The sequence below is a fragment of the Nocardia sp. NPDC051787 genome (assembly GCF_040681325.1).
Taxonomy (GTDB): Bacteria; Actinomycetota; Actinomycetes; order Mycobacteriales; family Mycobacteriaceae; genus Nocardia.
The window spans coordinates 50683-69612 of sequence record NZ_JBFAYO010000012.1; the positions used below are offsets into that span (position 1 = coordinate 50683).

Annotated in this window: 17 protein-coding genes and 1 tRNA gene; 9 read left to right on the forward strand and 9 right to left on the reverse strand. The window is 68.7% G+C overall.

Features of this window, described 5'->3' with window-relative positions:
- The first annotated feature begins 155 nt into the window (after nucleotides 1-155).
- Entirely contained in the window at nucleotides 156-683 is a 528-nt protein-coding gene (locus tag AB0M45_RS15080; RefSeq protein ID WP_364328487.1) for a nuclear transport factor 2 family protein, read from the forward strand.
- Between the two features lies 1 nt (nucleotide 684).
- On the opposite strand, the gene AB0M45_RS15085 is transcribed toward AB0M45_RS15080, so the two are convergent.
- Nucleotides 685-2283 carry a peptide chain release factor 3 gene (locus AB0M45_RS15085; RefSeq protein WP_364328490.1) on the reverse strand — a complete coding sequence of 533 codons (1599 nt, stop codon included), beginning with the start codon at nucleotides 2281-2283 and terminating at the stop codon, nucleotides 685-687.
- 342 nt (nucleotides 2284-2625) lie between these two features.
- Here AB0M45_RS15085 and AB0M45_RS15090 point away from each other — a divergent pair, with 342 nt between their 5' ends.
- Together AB0M45_RS15090 and pth are read left to right on the forward strand one after the other, a co-directional pair.
- Nucleotides 2626-3222 carry a 50S ribosomal protein L25/general stress protein Ctc gene (locus AB0M45_RS15090; protein ID WP_364328151.1) on the forward strand — a complete coding sequence of 199 codons (597 nt, stop codon included), beginning with the start codon at nucleotides 2626-2628 and terminating at the stop codon, nucleotides 3220-3222.
- A gap of 17 nt (nucleotides 3223-3239) precedes the next feature.
- Entirely contained in the window at nucleotides 3240-3827 is a 588-nt protein-coding gene (pth, locus tag AB0M45_RS15095; protein WP_364328493.1) for an aminoacyl-tRNA hydrolase, read from the forward strand.
- Nucleotides 3828-3935: 108 nt separating this feature from the next.
- Here the strand turns inward: pth and AB0M45_RS15100 are convergent, their stop codons facing one another.
- A complete protein-coding gene (locus tag AB0M45_RS15100; RefSeq protein WP_364328154.1) occupies nucleotides 3936-5588 on the reverse strand; it encodes a fatty acyl-AMP ligase in 1653 nt (550 codons plus the stop codon).
- Between the two features lie 122 nt (nucleotides 5589-5710).
- Entirely contained in the window at nucleotides 5711-6895 is a 1185-nt protein-coding gene (locus tag AB0M45_RS15105) for an aminotransferase class V-fold PLP-dependent enzyme (RefSeq protein ID WP_364328157.1), read from the reverse strand.
- Nucleotides 6896-7073: 178 nt separating this feature from the next.
- Here AB0M45_RS15105 and egtA point away from each other — a divergent pair, with 178 nt between their 5' ends.
- From egtA to egtD, 4 genes are all read left to right on the forward strand, one after another.
- A complete protein-coding gene (gene egtA / locus AB0M45_RS15110; protein WP_364328160.1) occupies nucleotides 7074-8420 on the forward strand; it encodes an ergothioneine biosynthesis glutamate--cysteine ligase EgtA in 1347 nt (448 codons plus the stop codon).
- 240 nt (nucleotides 8421-8660) lie between these two features.
- Nucleotides 8661-10007: an ergothioneine biosynthesis protein EgtB gene (gene egtB, locus AB0M45_RS15115; protein ID WP_364328163.1), complete on the forward strand. Its 1347-nt coding sequence runs from the start codon at nucleotides 8661-8663 to the stop codon at nucleotides 10005-10007.
- A gap of 93 nt (nucleotides 10008-10100) precedes the next feature.
- On the forward strand, nucleotides 10101-10907 hold the full coding sequence (gene egtC, locus AB0M45_RS15120) for an ergothioneine biosynthesis protein EgtC (RefSeq protein ID WP_364328166.1): 807 nt from the start codon (nucleotides 10101-10103) through the stop codon (nucleotides 10905-10907).
- A 17-nt stretch (nucleotides 10908-10924) separates the two neighbouring features.
- The gene (egtD, locus tag AB0M45_RS15125) at nucleotides 10925-11896 is read left to right on the forward strand and encodes an L-histidine N(alpha)-methyltransferase (RefSeq protein ID WP_364328169.1); all 972 of its coding nucleotides are present in this window, start codon (nucleotides 10925-10927) and stop codon (nucleotides 11894-11896) included.
- A 50-nt stretch (nucleotides 11897-11946) separates the two neighbouring features.
- Here egtD and AB0M45_RS15130 read toward each other — a convergent pair whose 3' ends face one another.
- The 6 genes from AB0M45_RS15130 to AB0M45_RS15155 all read right to left on the reverse strand — a co-directional run bounded on the left by AB0M45_RS15130 (nucleotide 11947) and on the right by AB0M45_RS15155 (nucleotide 16839).
- Nucleotides 11947-12591: a DUF2461 domain-containing protein gene (locus tag AB0M45_RS15130; RefSeq protein WP_364328172.1), complete on the reverse strand. Its 645-nt coding sequence runs from the start codon at nucleotides 12589-12591 to the stop codon at nucleotides 11947-11949.
- A 78-nt stretch (nucleotides 12592-12669) separates the two neighbouring features.
- On the reverse strand, nucleotides 12670-13647 hold the full coding sequence (locus AB0M45_RS15135) for a hypothetical protein (RefSeq protein WP_364328175.1): 978 nt from the start codon (nucleotides 13645-13647) through the stop codon (nucleotides 12670-12672).
- A gap of 102 nt (nucleotides 13648-13749) precedes the next feature.
- Complete coding sequence (locus AB0M45_RS15140) at nucleotides 13750-14010, reverse strand: hypothetical protein (protein WP_364328177.1); 261 nt, start codon at nucleotides 14008-14010, stop codon at nucleotides 13750-13752.
- Nucleotides 14011-14209: 199 nt separating this feature from the next.
- Nucleotides 14210-15190 carry a ribose-phosphate diphosphokinase gene (locus AB0M45_RS15145; protein WP_364328180.1) on the reverse strand — a complete coding sequence of 327 codons (981 nt, stop codon included), beginning with the start codon at nucleotides 15188-15190 and terminating at the stop codon, nucleotides 14210-14212.
- Between the two features lie 2 nt (nucleotides 15191-15192).
- The gene (glmU, locus tag AB0M45_RS15150) at nucleotides 15193-16677 is read right to left on the reverse strand and encodes a bifunctional UDP-N-acetylglucosamine diphosphorylase/glucosamine-1-phosphate N-acetyltransferase GlmU (RefSeq protein ID WP_364328183.1); all 1485 of its coding nucleotides are present in this window, start codon (nucleotides 16675-16677) and stop codon (nucleotides 15193-15195) included.
- A gap of 91 nt (nucleotides 16678-16768) precedes the next feature.
- Nucleotides 16769-16839, reverse strand: a tRNA-Gln gene (locus tag AB0M45_RS15155).
- Nucleotides 16840-17278: 439 nt separating this feature from the next.
- On the opposite strand from AB0M45_RS15155, the gene AB0M45_RS15160 reads away from it, so the two are divergent.
- On the forward strand, nucleotides 17279-17893 hold the full coding sequence (locus AB0M45_RS15160; RefSeq protein WP_364328186.1) for a TetR/AcrR family transcriptional regulator: 615 nt from the start codon (nucleotides 17279-17281) through the stop codon (nucleotides 17891-17893).
- 181 nt (nucleotides 17894-18074) lie between these two features.
- Nucleotides 18075-18722 carry a TetR/AcrR family transcriptional regulator gene (locus tag AB0M45_RS15165; protein WP_364328189.1) on the forward strand — a complete coding sequence of 216 codons (648 nt, stop codon included), beginning with the start codon at nucleotides 18075-18077 and terminating at the stop codon, nucleotides 18720-18722.
- Nucleotides 18723-18930 lie beyond the last annotated feature (208 nt).

Here is an 18930-nt window from a genome sequence, read left to right on the forward strand (position 1 = left end):
GCAGACCGGACCGCGGCGGCCGCGGGACGAGCACCGGTGAGCAGACCCGCGGCGATCGCACGGGCGCGCGGTTGCGCTTCGACGCGGGGCCGATCGACTTCGGGCAGGTGCGCGGCGATCCGAGATCGTCGCGAGGCCGCGAAGACGAGCGGGAAGTGGACGACGTATCGGCGATCAGCCGACTGAAGTACCGGTACCTTCGCACACTCGACACTAAATCATGGGATGATTTCGCGGACACCATGATCCCCGAGGCGACCGCGACCTACAGCGAATATCTCCAGTTCGAATCGCGTGAGGCGTTCATCGCGTTCATGCGGAACACGCTCGGTCCGCACGTGATCACCGAGCACCGATGTGACCACCCGGAGATCGATGTCGACGGTGACAACGCCAGCGGCACCTGGTACCTCGCCGACACGGTCCTCATTCCGGGCCACAACATGCTGCTGCGCGGCGCGGCCTTCTACAACGACCGCTATGTCCGCTGCGACGACGGACGCTGGCGGATCTCCCACACCGGCTACGAGCGCACCTACGAGGTGGTGCTTTCGCTCAGCGATCTGCCGAGCCTGCGGCTGACATCCAGCCGCTGGGGTCTGATCGCCCGGGAAGAGGGCATCGCGTCGGTCGAGCGCGAACCCACCGGCCCGACGGTGCGGACCGAGCCCGAGGCCGGCTGACTCAGTCGGCTGTGGCGACCAGGGGCTCCAACGTGAGCTTCGGGTGCTCCTTCTCGATGTATTGCAGCCGCCATTTGTCACTGAACAGCGCCAGCAGCGCACCGTCTGAGCGGGTGAAGACTTCCACCCCGCGCTGTCGCCCGAGTTCGTCCGCCGACGCGGCGTCGGTACGCCGGGCCAGCGTGTAGCCGAGGTGCTCCATCGTGGTCTCCACGTTGAACTCGGTGAGCATGCGCGCGGTGACCACCTCGAATTGCATCGGGCCGACGGCGGCCAGCACGGGGGAGGCGTCGCCGCGGAGATCGTTGCGCAGCACCTGCACGACGCCCTCGGAGTCGAGCTGGTCGATGGCCTTGCGGAACTGCTTGTACTTGCCCGCGCTCTGGGCGCGCAGCACCGCGAAATGTTCCGGCGCGAACGACGGGATCGGCGGGAACTCCACCTTCTTGTCCACGTACAGGGTGTGGCCCGGGGCCAGGGCGGTCGCGTTGACCAGGCCGACCACGTCGCCCGGGTAGGCGGTGTCGACGGTGGCGCGCTCGCGGCCGAACACGGTCAGCGCGTACTTGGTGGCGAACGGTCGTCCGGTCTGCGCGTGGGTGACCACCATGCCGCGCTCGAACTCGCCGGACACGATCCGCATGAACGCGAGCCGGTCGCGGTGCGCGGCGTCCATGCCCGCCTGCACCTTGAACACCACCGCGCTGAACGGGTCGCCGGTCTCGCGCGGTTTTCCGCCGACGTCCTGGCGTGCTCCGGGCGCAGGCGCGAGCGTGACCAGCGTCTCCAGCAGCTGCCGCACGCCGAAGTTCAGCATCGCGGAGGCATAGATGACCGGTGAGGTCTGACCGGCGAGGAACAGTTCCTGATCGTGGTCCTGGCCGGTGGCCGAGAGCAGTTCGCTCTCCTCGGCGGCGGTGTTCCACGGCTCGCCTTCGCGCGCCTCGGCGGCCTCCGGGGTGAGCGACTCCTCCGGCGCGATGGTCGCGCCACCCGCGGTGCGAGTGAAGTGGATGTATTCGAGCGGGACGCCTTCTGGACCGCGGCGCAGCAGGCCGCGGAAATCGCCCGCGATGCCGACCGGAAGGAACAGCGGGGTGGGGGTGAGGCCGATTCGCTCGTCGATCTCGTCGAGCAGTTCCAGCGGCGCCCGGCCCGGCCGGTCCCACTTGTTGATCACCGTTATCACCGGGATGCCGCGGTGGCGGCACACCTGGAACAGCTTCAACGTCTGCGGCTCCAAGCCCTTGGCCGCATCGATCAGCATCACCGCGGCGTCGACGGCGGTGAGTACCCGGTAGGTGTCCTCGGAGAAATCGGAGTGACCCGGGGTGTCGACCAGGTTGATGACGCTGTCGACATCGGAGCCCGCGGCGCGGTAGTTGAACTGCAGCGCGGTCGAGCTGACCGAGATGCCGCGCGCCTTCTCCATCTCCATCCAGTCCGAGACGGTGGACTTGCGCCCGGCCTTGCCGTGGATCGCGCCCGCCTCGGAGATCATCCTGGCGTGCAGGGCGAGCGCCTCGGTGAGCGTGGACTTGCCCGCGTCGGGATGGGAGATCACCGCGAACGTGCGTCGCCGGGCAACCTCGGCGGGCAACCCGCGGGGCGCGGGCGCGACGACACCCTCAGGGGAGGCGCTCAACGCAAAACAACCTTTCGCAGACGACCGATCGGCAACCACGCCAGCGTACGCGACCGGCGCGAACCGGAGCCGATCACCCGATTCGAGGAGCGCTCCCGCGCTGGGGTATGGTGTTCGGGTTGTCTCGGCGAGGGTGACCGCAGACCAGATTTGCGACACCGTGATCGACGCGGCGCGGCTTCCGGCCGTCCTCGTTCGGTCTTCGCCCCGACGAGTAGACCACCCCGGTCAGGCGTGAGCAACCCCTGACGGGTAAAACGCTGACCGCCAGGAAGAGCCGTAGGAGTAGATCCAGTCATGTCCGACGTCAACCTTCTCGAAGCCGCCGTACGCACCGAGTTCGGCAAGGGCGCCGCCCGCCGCACCCGCCGTGCCGGCAATGTCCCGGCCGTCCTGTACGGCCACCAGACCGACCCGCAGCACCTGTCGGTCAACGCCCAGGAGTTCGCCGCCATCCTGCGTGAGCACGGCACCAACGCGGTGCTGAACCTCGTCATCGACGGCAAGAAGCAGCTCGCGCTGACCAAATCCGTTGTGGTGCACCCGATCCGCCGCTACATCGAGCACGCCGACCTGCTCATCATCCAGCGCGGCGAGAAGGTCACCGCCGACGTGACCGTCACCGTGGTGGGCGACGCCGCCCCCGGCACCCTGGTCACTCAGGAGGCCACCACCGTCTCCATCGAGGCCGACGCGCTGAAGCTGCCCGAGACCATCGAGGTCTCCGTCGAGGGCGTCGAGCCGGGCACCCAGATCACCGCGGGCGCGCTGGAGCTGCCCGCCGGTGTCACCCTGGCCGTCGACCCGGAGACCCTGATCGTCAACGTCATCGCCGCCCCGGCCGCCGAGCCCGCCGCGGGCGAGGGTGAGGCCGAGGGCGAGACCGCCGAGTAAAGCCGGAAGCCAGAGCGCTGAACAACACCGAATCGTCCACTGGGCCCGCGCTCGTGGTCGGACTGGGTAACCCCGGCCCCGAATACGAGCGCACCCGGCACAATGTCGGTTTCCTGGTCGCCGACGTGCTCGCGCAGCGCGTCGGTGGCCGTTTCGGTGTGCACAAGAAGTCCGGCGCCGACCTGCTGCAAGCGCGGTTGGACGGCCGCCAAGTGTTGATCGCCAAGCCGCGCTCGTTCATGAACCTGTCCGGCCGGGCGGTGGCCGGCCTGGCCAAGTTCTTCTCCGTGCCGCCCACGGAGGTGATCGTCGTACACGACGAACTCGACCTGCCGTTCGGCGCTATCCGCCTCAAGCGCGGCGGCGGCGAGGGCGGGCACAACGGATTGCGCTCCGTTTCCAGCGCCCTGACCACCAAGGACTACCTGCGCACCCGGATCGGCATCGGCCGCCCGCCGGGTCGGCAGGATCCGGCCGATTACGTGCTCAAACCGTTCTCGGCGCCGGAACGCAAAGAGGTGCCGGTGATCGTCGAACAGGCCGCGGACGCGGTGGAGCTGCTGCTGCGCGTCGGCTTGGAGACCGCGCAGAACCAATTGCACTGAGCCGCAAGCAGACTCGTTGCCCTGCGGAATTCCGGTTCGTCGTGACCGATTACCCACAGCCGGAAACGGCGTCGGCGGCTCATGCGCGACGGGAATTTCAGCGGTGGTTCACCAGTGCGGCAGATGTATCGCGGTGGCGGACCTGCGCAGCTTGCCGGAGGAGGTTTTCGGCAGTGCGCCGGGGCCGAGCACCGCGACTGTGCGTGGCCGCGCGCCCACCTCGGAGAAGACCGCATGCACGATTTCGTGCTGGATGCGCTTGACTTCCTCGGGATTCTGGTGGCTGTTGCTCTCCACCACCACGGCGAAGGTCTCGCGCTTCTGGCCCGCGTCCAAGCGCACCGCGACCGCGTTGCCGGCCCGGACGCCGGGCACTCTGGTCGCCGCGCGCTCGATGTCGGTGGGATAGATGTTGCGGCCGCCCATGATGATCACGTCCTTCATCCGGCCGCACACCACGATCAGGCCCTCATCGGTGAAGTATCCGATATCACCGGTGTCCAGCCAGCCGTCGGCGTCCTGGGCCGGGCTGAATCCGTCCATTGTCACGTAGCCGGACGTGACCGCGGGGCCGCGTAATTCGATCACGCCCACCGACCGGGGCGGCAGCGGCTGGCGTTCGCTGTCGACGACCCGGCCTTCCAGGTGGTCGACCAGGTAGCCCAGCGTGGGCAACCTGCGAATGTGGGCCGGATGCCCGTGCTCGTCCGGCACCGGCACCGCCTTGCCCAGCGCCTCGAGCAGGTCGGCGTCGATCACGTCGACCACCTGCCCGTGGCCGGGATCCGGGACCGAGACGGCGAGGGTGGTCTCGGCCATGCCGTAGACCGGGGTGAGCGCCATCGGGTTGAGCCCGAAGCGTTTTCCGGCCGCGGCCAAGGCGTCCATGGTGTCCGGATCCACCGGTTCCGCGCCGTTCCACATGTACCGCACGCTGCTGAGGTCGTACGCGCCGTCGTCGGCCTGCCGCAGCCGGCGGGCCAGCAGCGAGTACGCGAAATTGGGTGCGGCGGTGACGGTTCCGCGGTACTTGCTGATCAGCTCCGCCCACAGTAGCGGCCTGGTCAGGAAGTCCAGCGGCGTCACGCACACTACTTCGGCACCGAATTGCATGGGGACACTGAGGAATCCGACCATACCCATGTCGTGGAACAGCGGCAGCCAGCTGACCATCACGTCGCTGTCGAGCTGGAACTTCACCCGGTCGAACATCGCGTGGGCGTTGACGGAGAAGTTCGCGTGCGTGATCCGCACGGCTTTGGGTGACCCGGTGGAACCGGAGGTCAACTGCTGCAAGGCGATATCGTCCTCGCCGGTCGGTACCGGGTCGACGTCGGGGCCGTCGGGCAGTTGGTCGATGCGCACCACAGTGATGCCGCGTTCGCGCAGCAGCGGCTCGGCCGCCTCGAACGGCGCGCCGAGCACGACCGCGCGCGCCTCGATCATGGTCAGTACGGTCTCGGTGTCGCGGGCCCAGATCACGAGATCGGTGCGTGGGGTGGGTTGATGCAGCATCGTGATGGACGCGCCGCGCATCCAGATGGCCTGGCAGGCCGGGGCGATGTCGACCGGCATGCCCGCGAGCACCCCGACGGCGTCGCCGTGCCCGATGCCCGCCTCGGCCAACCCGCCCGCCATACGGCGGGCGATTCGATGGATTTCCGCCCAGGTACGCCGCAGGGGAGCAGCCGGCTCGCCGGTCACCAAACCGCGTTCGGAGGTCTGCGCCGTGGCGTACATCTCGTCGGTGAACCTGCTCAACGTCCAACTCCTCACCGCCAACAATCGGCCGGCAACCGGCCTCCCCCAACTATCCCGCCATGGCGGCGCGACGTTAACCCCCTTTCTGGGCGGCCAGGTCAGGACAGGGTTGCGAGGTCGGGCTACAGCGCAGCCACCGCGGCGACGAATCGGTCGAGTTCGTCGAAGCCGACGAAGCAGTGCGGCGAGGCGCGCACGACCGACGGGAGGCCGCGGCCGGTCATGTCCAGCAGGGTCGAGCCGGCGTGGCTGACCGTGACCGTGATGTCCTGCGCCAGCAGCCGGTCGCGCACCTGCACGGGGTCGACGCCGTCGACGGTGAACGACACGATGCCGCTGTGCCGGATGCCCAGGTCGCGCACCGTCACGCCGGGAATCTCGGGCAGGGCTTTGCGCAGGTGTTCGGCGCGGGCGGCGATCGCGGCGTAGACGTCCTCCGGACCGAGGTCGAGCAGGTACCGCACGGCGGCGCCCAGACCGAGCCGCCCCGCGACGTCGCATTCCCAGAACTCGAAGCGGCTGGCGTCGGGCGCGAGCCGGTAGTCGCTCGGGCCGGTCCATTCGGCGCTGTGCAGGTCGAGCCGCTCGGGTTCCATGGAACGCGCGAGTTCTGGTCGCAGATACAGGAATCCGGTGCCGCGCGGGCCGCGCAGCCACTTGCGGCCGGTGGCCGACAGTGCGTCGACGCCGAGTTCGGCCACATCCAAGGGCAGCTGTCCAGCGGACTGACAGGCGTCCAGCAGCACCAGCGCGCCGACCGAGTGCGCGATCCGGGTGGCCTCGGCGGCCGGGTTCACCAGGCCGCCGTTGGTGGGCACGTGCAGCACCGAGACCAGCTTGACCCGTTCGTCGGCCAGCGCGGCCAGCGCGTCGAGATCGATCTGTCCGCTGCTGTCGCTGGGGATTTTCTCGACGGTTGCCCCGGTGGCACGAGCGCGCTGTAGCGCGGCGATGGCGTTGCTGGCGTAGTCGGCCTCGGAGACCAGGATGCGATCGCCGGGGGAAAGCGGGACCGAGTAGAAGAAATCCGTCCACGAGCGGGTGGCGCTGTCGCTGAGCGCGATGCTCGCGGGATCGGCGTTGATCAGTGCGCCGATCGCCGTCTTGACGTCGGCGAGGTCGTCGAGCCGCTCGTTCGCGGCGCGGTAGCCGCCGACCTCGGCTTCGCGCCGCAGATGCGCGATGACGGTCTCGGTGACGACCCGCGGCGGTAGCGACGACCCGGCGCTGTCGAGGAAAACGGGGCCCGGTCCGGGCCCGGACGGGCATCCGGGAGTGTCGGCTCGTACACGATCGTCATCCAGCATGCAGCCGACCTTAATGGGTGGAATGTTCGGCTTCATGTCGGTTTCTTGTCGGTCGTCGTGGCTACGCTGGATGGATCGTCGCGTGCGAAAGTCGGCCCCGGAGTGGAATAAGCCTTCAGGCGCGCGGCGATAACCGAAGAGCAGCGCAGTACACCCGGGACGCCCAGTGGAGGTTGGCATGGCGGTCACGCTAGAGAGTCCCCAAGCAGCCAGTAGTGCCCCCGAGCAGGGGGAATTGTCCTCGCGCGCGGCGGCCGAGGCGTATATCGGCGGCGTCTGCTTCAAGCTGGGACCACCCACCCTGATCGGCGCCGAACTCGAATGGCTCACGGTGCAGGGTGAGTGTTCGGCGTCCGGCCCTTCGGCCGCTCCGCGTCCGCAGCTGACAGCCCTTGCGGATGCACTCGGACCCTACGCACCACGGTCCATCGCCCCTGATTCACCGGCGCTCGCTCTGCCGGGGGGCAGCCGGGTCACGCTCGAGCCCGGTGGTCAGATCGAACTCTCCAGTGCCCCCTACGGCACCGCCGCGCAGCTGTGCGACCGGCTGCGCGAGGACGCCCGCATGTTGCGGGAACTTCTCCAATCCCGGTCCATCCGCCCCGTTTCGGTCGCCGCCGACGCGGACCGCCGTCCCAAACGCCTGCTCCAGCTGCCGCGCTACCGCGCGATGGAGCGATCCTTCGGCGGCATCGGACCGTTCGGCAAGCTGATGATGTGCAATACCGCCGCCACCCAGGTCAGCGTCGACGCAGGCGCCGACTGCGCGGAGGTCACCGTGCGCTGGACCGCGCTGTACGCGATCGGTCCCGCCCTGCTCGCCGCCTTCGCCTGTTCGCCCGCCCTGCGCGGCGCGCCGCCGGGAGCATGGGCATCCCAGCGCATGCGGGCCTGGCTCCGCCTGGACAATGCCCGAACCCGCCCACCGGTGCTGGACTGGACCGACCCGGTGGCCGCGTACGGCAAATGGGCGCTGGACGTACCGCTGCTGTGTGTGCGCCGGCCCGACGACGCCGACGTGCCCGGTAACGGCGACCAGCGCGGATGGTCCGCGCCGCCCGGCGCGACCTTCGCCGACTGGCTGGCGGGCGCGCTGGACGACGAAGTCGGCCGCCGCCCGCATATCCGCGACCTGGACTATCACCTGACCACGCTGTTCCCGCCGGTGCGCGCTTCGGGCCACCTGGAGGTCCGCTACATCGACGCCCAGCCGGGCGACGGGTGGACCATCCCGGTGCACGTCATCGACGCGCTCCTGTCCATCCCGGTGGTGGTCGCGGAGGCGACAGCGATCGCCGCGCCGCTCGCCGATCGCTGGGTCGACGCCGCCCGCTCCGGATTGGCCGACCCGGACATCCGGACGGCCGCGGTGGCGCTGCTGCGGCTCGCGGCCGAGCACGCCGCGACCGAGCAGGCGGCCCAAGCCATCGAGTCCGCCGCCGAGCGATGTCGTCGCGGTCGCACTCCGACCGAGGAAGACGCCGAGAACGGTGCCGGCGCACAGCCTCCGGAAGGCGCCCCGTGACGACGCACCTCTCGCGCATTGTCGACCGCGGACCGTTCGAGCAGGTCCACATGGGCCGACACGGTCACACCAGGGACGACACCGAGCAGGGTGTGGGCGCGGAACCTCCGGCGGCGGCATGCCCTTCGCCCGTGAGAGCCGTCCCGTGAGGACACACAGCAAGGGCCGAATCACCCGCGGCCGCAGCGAGTCCCGCGGCCGCGACGACGCAATTCAGCACGAATCCCGGAGATGCTTCCCGTGACCACTTCCCACCCAGCCCCGACCGATCATTCCGGCACCGAACAGCTCCGTGACCGGATCGCCGACGTCCTCACGCGCGCACGGCAGCGCACCCTCACCCTCACCGACTGTGTCGACGAAGCCGAACTGGTGGCCCAGCATTCACGCTTGATGAGCCCTCTCGTCTGGGATCTCGCGCACATCGGCAATCAGGAAGAACTCTGGCTCGTTCGCGACGTCGGTGGCCGCGAGCCGGTACGCGCCGACATCGACGAGTTCTACGACGCCTTCAAACACGCCCGCGCCAACCGCCCCGCGTTGCCGCTGCTCGACCCCACGCAGGCTCGCGGCTACGTCGGCACGGTGCGCGACAAGGTGTGGGATGTCCTGGAGCGGAGTGACTTACGGGGCAGGCCACTGGTCGACGGCGGTTTCGCGTTCGGCATGATCGCCCAGCATGAGCAGCAGCACGGCGAAACCATGCTCGCCACCCACCAGTTGCGCGCCGGAGCCGCCGTGCTCTCCGCGGCGGTCGCGCCGACCGCTTCGGCGGCCGTCAGCGGGGACATCGTCATCCCCGCGGGCGAGTTCACCATGGGCACCTCGACAGACGCTTGGGCGCTGGACAACGAGCGCCCGGCCCATCAGGTGTCGGTGCCCGGCTTCGCGATCGATGCCGCGCCGGTGACCAACGAGCAGTACCTCGCCTTCGTCGACGACGGCGGCTACGAGCGCCCCGAACTCTGGTCCGAGCGCGGCTGGGCGCACCGGATCGAGGCGGGGTTGGTCGCGCCGCAGTTCTGGGAGCGCGACCCGTCCGGACGCTGGTGGCGGCGGGTGTTCGGGGTGATGACCCCGCTGCGGCCGCGCCGGCCCGTCGTGCACGTGTGCTGGTTCGAGGCCGAGGCCTATGCGAACTGGGCGGGCAAGCGGCTGCCCACCGAAGCCGAATGGGAGAAGGCGGCCAGGTTCGACCTGGCGACCGGTGCGTCGCGCCGATTCCCTTGGGGCGACGCCGATCCCGACGTCACCACCGCGAACCTGGGGCAGCGTCATCTGGAACCCGCCGAGGTCGGTGCGTATCCGGCCGGTGCGTCTCCCGCGGGCGTGCACCAGCTGATCGGTGACGTGTGGGAATGGACCGCGTCCGGCTTCGAGGCATATCCCGGCTTCCGTGCGTTCCCGTACCGGGAGTACTCCGAGGTGTTCTTCGGCGGCGACTACCGCGTGCTGCGCGGCGGTTCTTTCGGTACCGATCCGGTCGCCTGCCGCGGCACCTTCCGTAATTGGGACCATCCCATTCGTCGCCAGATCTTCGCCGGTTTCCGCTTGGCACGTGATCTGCGACCGGGAGAAGGCGAGTGAACCACCACGCTCGCCCTGGTGCGTTGTGGTCCGGCTGCCCGCGCGAACCGGTGAACGACAGGCACCCCCGATTGATCGCTTCGGCTGGTGCCGATGTGTAGACATCTGGGCTATATCGGCCCGCCGGTGCGCGTCGGCGACATGCTGACGCTCGGATCGCATTCGCTGCGCACCCAGTCGTGGGCTCCGCGGGACATGCGCCGCGGCGGCACCATCAACGCCGACGGCTTCGGCGTCGCCTGGTGGCACACCGTGCAGGACGTGGTCACCGTCAGCCGGTACCGCAACGCCGCACCGATCTGGACCGATCCCGCGGTGGAGGAAGTGCTGCCGCAGCTGGAATCCTCCGCGATGCTCGGCGCGGTGCGGTCGGCGACGGTCGGCATGCCGGTGGAGCGCTCCGCATGCGCGCCGTTCACCCGAGACCGCTGGGCCTTCAGCCACAACGGCGTGGTTCCGGACTGGCGCCGGACCCTGACCGCGGTGGCCGCCGAGTTCGCACTCATCGCGGCCGAACTCGGCGCCGAGGAACTGTTCACCGCGGCGCGGCTGCTGGAGGCGGAGTCCGCCACCGATACCGCGACGCTGTGGGTACTGCTGTGCGATCTGCTGGCCACCAGCTCGCCGGACGGCGAGTGGTCCGCCGCCCCGGCGGCGTTGCGGCTGCTCGTTTCCGCGATTCTCGACCGAGCACCAGAGGCACGCCTGAACTTCCTGCTCTCCGACGGTGCGCAGCTGTGGGCCACCACCTGCCACCACTCGTTGTCGGCGCTGGTCACCGACGACTTCGCGATCCTGTCCTCCGAACCCTTCGACGACGACCCTCGCTGGCAGTCGATCCCGGACCGCAGCCTGGTGACGGCGAGGCCCGGTGCGCTGTCCGTCGACGCCCTCCTCTGACCCGAAAGGCCTCTGCCATGACCGCAGCGACCCTGGACATCCACCTCACCGACGACGACCTGACCGCGGCGTTGCGCGCGGACGCCCGGTTGGGACTGACCGCGGACCCCAAATGGCTGCCGCCCAAATGGTTCTACGACGCCAGGGGCAGCGAGCTGTTCGAGCGGATCACCGAGCTGCCCGAGTACTACCCGACCCGCACCGAGCGCGCGCTACTGGAGCGAGTGGTCGATGAGATCGCCCGTGCCGCGCAGGCCGAGGTGCTCGTCGAGCTCGGCGCGGGTTCGGCGGCTAAGACCCGGTTGCTGCTCACCGCGCTGAGCGCGCAAGGGCCGCTGAAGACGTATGTGCCGCAGGATGTTTCCTCGGCGGCGCTGCGCGCCACGGCGGACGAGGTCGCCGCCGAGTTCCCCGGGCTCGCCGTGCACGGCGTGGTCAGCGATTTCACCGACACGCTGCAGAACCTGCCGCGCGGTGGCCGCCGGATGATCGCCTTCCTCGGCGGCACCATCGGCAATCTGGTCCCCGAGGAACGTGCCGAGTTCCTGGGCAGGATCCACGATGTACTCGACCTCGGCGAACATGTGCTGCTCGGCGCCGGGCTGGTCATCGACCCGGCGGTGCTGGTGCCCGCCTACGACGACGCGGCGGGCGTCACCGCCGAGTTCAACCGGAACGTGTTGCATGTGCTGAACGCCCGCTTGCGCGCCGACTTCGCGCCGGAGAAATTCCGGCACGTCGCGGTATGGGACCCGGAGCGGGAGTGGATCGAGATGCGGCTGGAGGCGAGCGAGGACATGACCGTCACGGTCGCCGACCTCGACCTCACCGTCGGGTTCGCCCGCGGCGAGCAGCTGCGGACCGAGATCTCGGCGAAGTTCCGGGTCGAGCGCCTCGACGGTGAACTCGCCGCCGCCGGCTTCGCCACGCGGAACGTGTGGACCGATCCGGACGAGCGGTTCGCACTGGTGCTGGCCGAACGCCGCTGACCCCTGGGCGGGGCGGCGCGCTCGAACGCCGCGGTGGTCGGCGGCCCGCACTACGACGGCGCGCCGCCGACCACCGCCGCCAGCCACTCGATCAGCGGTCGCATCGTCTCCCAGGCGGAGCGAACCTCCTTCGCCGCACGCGGCGTCTCCAGCCAGGCGGGCGCTCCGAATTCCTTTCCGCAGGTGAGGGATTTGTGCCGGAGCAGATCGATGCGCGGGTGGTCGGCGTCGTAGCCCTTCGGCTTGGTCTTCAGCTGCTCGCCGCCGATGGTGAAGCCCGCCGCGGCCAGTTGCGCGAGAATCGCAACCAGCTCGGGTCCGCGCACGTCGTCATCGATGGTGGCGCGCAACTGCGCGAGCTGGGCGGGCGAACCCTGGTAGAAGCCGCCGCCGACGAACAAGCCACCGGCGTTGATCTGGACGTACCAACCGACACCCGGCGCGGCGCGCACCACGGCGCCCTGCGCGGTCTTGTACGGCGACTTGTCCTTGGCGAACCGCACGTCCCGATAGGGCCGGAAGATCTTGGCCGACCCGAACGCCGGTTCGAGTTCGGCGGCCAGCGCGGTCATCGGCTGCTTCACCGCGCGGTCGTAGATCTCCTTGTTCGCCGTCCAGAAGGCCTTGGAGTTGTCGGCCTCGAGGTCCTCGTAGAAGTCCAATCCGGCCAGCGGGAAGCCCGCGAATCCGGTCATGATCGTGGCTCTACCGCGGCTGGACGGTCTTCGTAGAAACCCAGCGGGTCCACACCGAATCGACGCATACCGGAAAATCTACGTGGTCAGGTCTCCGCCGAACACGACGAACCCGACGATGAAGCCGATCACCATCCCGACGCCCGACGCGATCGCGGCCCATTTACCGAGCGATTCGCCCTTGTTGTGCCCGATCACGCCGAGCACGATCCCGGCCGGGCCGAACAGGATCGGGCAGAACAGCACCGCCGTCACCGCGCAGACGAATCCGATGATCGAGTACACCTGGCTACCAGTCTGCCGGGGCGGGGTGGCATAGGGTTCGTACCCCTGCTGCGGGTAGGACGGATAGCCGTATTGCGGCGGCTGCGGTCCTCCAGGCGGATAGTTGTACGCTCCGCCCGCCGGGTACTGGGATGGACCGCCCGGCGGGTACGGCTGCTGAGCGTCGCTGGACGGCTGCCCCGCCGGAGGGTACGGCGGTTGCTCGTCTGAGGGATATTGTGGCTGCCCGCCCCAGGGGTACGGCGGCTGCTCGCGCGAGGGGTACGGCGGCTGGCCGCCGGGCGGGTACTGCGTTCCACCGCCCGGCCCGTACCGCGCGTGATCATCCGGCGTGAACCGCTTCGTCGATTCGTCGGCCGGGGGTTGCGGCGCGGAGCCGGACAACGGGGTTTCCGGCGGCTGGCCCGGCGAGGCGGGTTCGGCGCCCCACGATTGCCGACCGGTCTCGCCGTCCGCGCCCCATGGCTGCGGTTCGGCCGGCTGACCGCTGGGTTCCGCGCCCCACTGCCCACCCAACGGGCCTGCGGGCGGCGTGCCGGTGGGCTGCCACCATTCTCCAGGCGGCGGAGTTCCGGCCGGCCCCGGCTCGCCTTCAGGGTGCCGCTCGGCGGCCTTCGGCTCTCTTCCTGCGGATTCGTCGCTGGGTGCCGACGAGGTATCGCCGGTCGGCGGCTGCGCGGATTCGCCGCCGGTCGCGTCCCCGGTGGGCTTCGACGACGCCGACGGCCGCGGCGCGTCGTCCGTGGGTTCCGGATCCTTCGGCGTGCTCATCGCACCCTCCTCGTATCGTCCCGGTCACGCCACCTATGCCTACCACGGCGAACTCGTCGTCATACCCGATTGCCCCGGTGTGGCGCGCCGGACCGGCACGGCTCAGAGGTCCTCGTCGCTGACGATCTCGATCGCGGCCACCTCGGCGGATCGGTCGTCGGCCTCGTCCTCCTCGGCGCGGCCGTTGCTTTGCGTCCACTCCTGGTCGAGCTCGTCACCGATGCCGAGCCTGCCGTCGTCGTCGTTCTCGTGGTAGCGGATGGTCAGGTCCTCGGGCGGATCCTCGATGTTGCGCTGATACTCGCGGATCTCGTACTCCTGATCGTCGTCCCCCATCTCGGTTTCCAACGGGTCACGGTCCATACCTTTAGTATCCCCGCCGATCGAAGGAACTAACGGCTGCAGGACACAAACAATCGCAACAGTTCCAACGCAACAGCTGATCTCGTACGAACATGGGTAACTCGCCGGGTACGCCCAGAAGCCGCGCGGCACCCGACGCAGGACCTGAACGCAAATCCCGCGTCACCGACTGGTACGGCCTGAATACGCGGAGAGGCGGTCAAGCGTTGCCGTTGAAAAGGCCAGTGACGGAACCGTTTTCGAAGACCTCGCGAATGGTGCGGGCCAGCAGGGGCGCAATGGACAGCACGGTCAGCTGCGGGAATTTCTTCTCCTCGCTGATCGGCAGCGTGTTCGTCACCACGACCTCCTTGGCGCCGCAGCTGGCGAGGCGCTCGGCGGCGGGCGGGCTCAGCACGCCATGGGTCGCGGCGATCACCACGTCGCCGGCCCCGGCCGCCTTCAGCACGTTGACCGCGCCGGCGATGGTGCCACCGGTGTCGATCATGTCGTCGATCAGGATGCAGGTACGGCCCTCGACCTCGCCGACCACGCGGTTGGACTTCACCTGGTTGGGCACCAGCGGGTCGCGGGTCTTGTGGATGAACGCCAGCGGCGAGCCGCCCAGCGAGTCGGCCCACTTCTCGGCGACGCGCACGCGGCCGGAGTCGGGGGAGACCACGGTGATGTGCTCGAGGCTGTAGTTGTTCCGGATGTACTCCGCCAGCTGCAGCTGGGCGTGCATGTGGTCGACCGGGCCGTCGAAGAAGCCCTGGATCTGGTCGGTGTGCAGGTCGACGGTGATGATCCGGTCCGCGCCCGCGGTCTTCAGCAGATCGGCGACCAGCCGGGCCGAGATCGGCTCCCGGCCGCGGTGCTTCTTGTCCTGGCGGGCGTACGGGTAGAACGGCAGCACCGCGGTGATCCGCTTGGCCGAGCCGCGCTTGAGCGCGTCGATCATGATGAGCTGCTCCATCAGCCACTGGTTCAGCGGCGCGGGGAAGCTCTGCAGGACGAAGGCGTCGGATCCGCGGACCGACTCCTCGAACCGGACGAAGATCTCGCCATTGGCGAAGTCGCGCGCGACCTGCGGCGTGACGTGGACGTCGAGTTCCTTGGCGACCTGCTCGGCCAGCTCAGGATGAGCGCGTCCCGAGAAGAGCATCAGGTTCTTCTGGTTGTCGATCCATGACGCGGTCACTGCTACTTGCCATCCTTTTGCTCGATTGCCTGACCCGACATCTCTTTGGCCGCGATGGCTTCCGCCGCCGCGCGCGCCGCGTCCGTCCCTGGACGGTGTCGCTGCACCCAGCCCTCGATGTTCTTCTGCGGTCCACCGGACACCGCGAGAGCCCCGGGCGGAACGTTTCTGCGCAGTACAGTACCCGCCGCCGTATAGGCGCCGTCACCCACGGTCACGGGCGCGACGAACATCGTGTCGCTGCCGGTCCGCACGTGCGAGCCGACCACGGTGTGGTGCTTGCTCACCCCGTCGTAATTGACGAAAACGCTCGACGCGCCGATGTTGCTGTGCTCGCCGATGGTGGCGTCGCCGACGTAGGTCAGATGCGGCACCTTGGAGTGCGCGCCGATCGAGGCGTTCTTCGTCTCCACGAAGGCGCCCAGCTTGCCCGTGTCGCCGACCACCGTGCCGGGACGCAAGTAGCTGAACGGGCCGATCGTCGCGTCCGGCCCGATGGTCGCGCCGTCACCGTGCGTGCGGACGACCTTGGCGCCGTCGCCGACCACGACGTCGGTGAGCGTGCTGTCCGGGCCGACCTCGGCGTCCTCGCCGATGACCGTGTTGCCGAGCAGCTGCACGCCCGGGCGCAGCACCGCGTCCCTGCCGATCCGCACCCCGGCGTCCACCCAAGTGGAGGCGGGGTCCATGATCGTGACACCGGCACGCATGTGGCGCTCCAGGATGTACCGGTTGAGTGTGCGCGCCGCCGCGGCCAGCTGCACCCGGTCGTTCACCCCGGTGACCTTGGCCGCGTCCACCAGGCGAGCGCCGTGCACCGGATGACCGGCCTCGCGGGCCAGGCGCAGCACGTCGGTCAGATACAGCTCGTGCTGGGCGTTGGCGGTGGACAGCCTGCTGATCATGGTGCGCAGCACCGCGGCGTCGAACGCGTAGACGCCCGAGTTGACCTCGGTGATCGCGGTCTGCTCCGGGGTGGCGTCGGCGTGCTCGACGATCTCGGCCAGCTGGCCGTCGGCGTCGCGCACGATCCGGCCGTAACCGTTCGGGTCCTCGGGCACGAAGGTCAGCACCGTGACCGCGGGACGCTCGGCGTAGCTGCGGTGCTCGTCGAGCAGCGCGGCGAGCGTGTGCCCGTCCAGCAACGGCACGTCGGCGGAGGTGACCAGGACGTCGCCGGTGAAGCCGACCGGCAGGGCGGCCAGTGCGCACTGCACCGCGTGCCCGGTGCCGAGTTGCTGCTCCTGCACGGCGGGGGTGATCTCCCGGCCCAGATCGTCGGCCACCGCGGCCACCGCCGCGCCGACTTGTTCACGGTCGTGGCCCACCACGGTGATGAGGTATGCGGGGTCGATCTCGTTCGCCGCATGCAGCGCGTGCGCGAGCATGCTCCGACCGGCCAGCGGATGCAGTACCTTGGGGGTCTTCGACCGCATTCGCGTTCCGGCACCGGCTGCGAGAACGACGACGGCGGTCTGCTGTGGCATGGATCTCCCTCGGCTGCCTGTCCTCGTGCTGGGCTGTCGTCGTACTTGGTCAGCGATATGCGGGCCAACGATAGTCGTTCGTGCTCTCGAGCTCCGCCGCCAGGACTCGAACCTGAACTCTCTGAACCAAAATCAGATGTGCTGCCATTACACCACGGCGGATTGCCACACCGGCGGTTCGGTAAACCCCCGCCGCTGTGCCACGGCACGGGATGAATCCTCGCATACTCTCCCGCCTCCCCGCGAATTGTTCGCGCTGGCTCCCCCGCCTCTCCGGTCTTCAGGCCGTACAAGTCGGGTGGCGCAGGAGGTTCGCTCAGGTCCTGTCGGATGCTCGACGATCTGGGCGCACGCGGCGAGTCACTCGTGTCCGGGTGGGTCGAATGATGTGGGAGCCCTGATCGAGGGTCGATCGGGGGCGTTGCCGAGCGGTCTGGAAAAGTTGCATACGAACATCGGCTCGTTCGTCGGAGCTTCCCGACACCCGACGCAGGACCTGAACGAAACTCCTGCGCCACCCAACTTGTACGGCCTGAAGGCCCGGAGAGGCGGAACCGTGTCAGTGTCTTCGGGTGAACCGCATCGGGTACCCCGGCCGCGCATGACCGGCACCCAGCGGCGCCAGCAGTTGATCGAGATCGGTCGCGCGCTGTTCGCCGAACGCGGGTATGACGCGACCTCGATCGAGGAGATCGCGCAACGTGCCCAGGTCTCCAAACCCGTGGTGTACGAACACTTCGGCGGCAAAGAGGGTTTGTACGCGGTCGTCGTCGATCGCGAGATGTCGATGCTGCTGGACATGATCACGTCCTCGCTCACCCAGAACCGATCCCGGATCCGGCTGGAAAAGGTCGCGCTGGCGCTGCTGACCTACATCGAAGAACGGACCGACGGGTTTCGAATTCTGGTGCGCGATCAGCCTGCCGCCGCAGCGGAAGGCCGGTACTCCAGTTTGCTCAACGAGGCGACCAATCAGGTGGCGCACATCCTGGCGAACGATTTCGAGCGTCGCGGGCTCGACGCCAGCCTGTCCACCCTGTACGCGCAGGCGCTCGTCGGCCAGGTCGCCACCGCCGCGACCTGGTGGCTGGATGAACGCCAACCGTCGAAAGAGGTGGTGGCGGCGCATCTGGTGAACCTGTGCTGGAACGGGCTGAGCCATCTGGAGGCGGATCCGCGACTGAGCTCGGAATGGCGTGCGGAGGCCGGGGAGTGACCCGGATTGTTAACCAGCGAATTGCGCGGTAGGTCTGGCCGTATGCGCGAATTGGCTGCTGGGCGCGCTCCTGGTGGTACGGTTCACCCATCCTTTGGGTGCTGTTCGGGCGGTAAGTCGGTCAACTTCGGGATGTCGGTCTACTTCAGGATGGCTGGTTTTGGGATGACAGGCGGATCTGATGGCTAGGCAAGCGCGCGCGGAGATCACCCGCGATTCCGTCCTGGCAGGCGCTGCCGATGTCTTTCTGCGCTTGGGATATGCGAATGCGAGCCTGAGCGAGATCATCGCGCAGTCCAATGTGACCAAGGGCGCCTTGTACTTTCACTTCGGCTCGAAGGAAGAGCTGGCCCGCGCCGTGGTCGACCAGGGCAACGAGAGACTCATCAGCTCGTGTCAGGGCTTCTTCGATCCCCGGGTGCCCGCGCTGGAAGCGTGCATCGGGATCACCTACGTCGTCGCCGATCTATCGATGAACGATCCGATGGTCGGCGCCATGCTCAAGCTAACCCACCAGATCGGCGACTACCGGGGCGCTCAGGGCGACAACATCGCCAAGACCTGGGGCGACACCTACCGGCTGCTCGCCGAACGGGCGATCGCCCAGGGCGACCTGGTCCCCGATCTGGATGCCGAGGTCATCGGCCTGCTCTTGCAGGAGATGGCCGCCGGGGTGCACATCATCGCCGTCGGCACCGAATCGATCGATCAGATGGCGGTGCGGATGGAGCGGGCTTGGTACTTCCTGCTGCCCGCCCTCGTGCCACCCGAAAAGCTTTCGTATTTCAGGGAATTCGCGGCCAGGCGGTTGCGGCGCTACGTGCCGTGACTTCGGCGGCGGCGGCGCGGCTGCGGGTTCGCGGCCCCCTTGTGGCTCGCATTCGAGCGACCGCCGCTGGCGACTTCGTCGCGGACGCGACGGCCACTCGGATGATCTTCGCCGACGGCGTCCGAGGGTAGGTCCGCCGAGTCCGCGGCGCGCCTATGGCTCGAGCGGGAGTGGTCGCGAACGCCTAGCGCCGTAGGCGCTGCAAGTC

Coding starts and splice junctions, on each gene's coding strand:
- AB0M45_RS15140 (WP_364328177.1), bottom strand. CDS start 14,010: ATGGACCGTGACCCGTTGGAAACCGAGATGGGGGACGACGATCAGGAG.
- egtD (WP_364328169.1), top strand. CDS start 10,925: ATGACCGCAGCGACCCTGGACATCCACCTCACCGACGACGACCTGACC.
- glmU (WP_364328183.1), bottom strand. CDS start 16,677: ATGCCACAGCAGACCGCCGTCGTCGTTCTCGCAGCCGGTGCCGGAACG.
- AB0M45_RS15160 (WP_364328186.1), top strand. CDS start 17,279: ATGACCGGCACCCAGCGGCGCCAGCAGTTGATCGAGATCGGTCGCGCG.
- AB0M45_RS15130 (WP_364328172.1), bottom strand. CDS start 12,591: ATGACCGGATTCGCGGGCTTCCCGCTGGCCGGATTGGACTTCTACGAG.
- AB0M45_RS15165 (WP_364328189.1), top strand. CDS start 18,075: ATGGCTAGGCAAGCGCGCGCGGAGATCACCCGCGATTCCGTCCTGGCA.
- AB0M45_RS15105 (WP_364328157.1), bottom strand. CDS start 6,895: ATGCTGGATGACGATCGTGTACGAGCCGACACTCCCGGATGCCCGTCC.
- egtA (WP_364328160.1), top strand. CDS start 7,074: ATGGCGGTCACGCTAGAGAGTCCCCAAGCAGCCAGTAGTGCCCCCGAG.
- AB0M45_RS15135 (WP_364328175.1), bottom strand. CDS start 13,647: ATGAGCACGCCGAAGGATCCGGAACCCACGGACGACGCGCCGCGGCCG.
- egtC (WP_364328166.1), top strand. CDS start 10,101: ATGTGTAGACATCTGGGCTATATCGGCCCGCCGGTGCGCGTCGGCGAC.
- AB0M45_RS15090 (WP_364328151.1), top strand. CDS start 2,626: ATGTCCGACGTCAACCTTCTCGAAGCCGCCGTACGCACCGAGTTCGGC.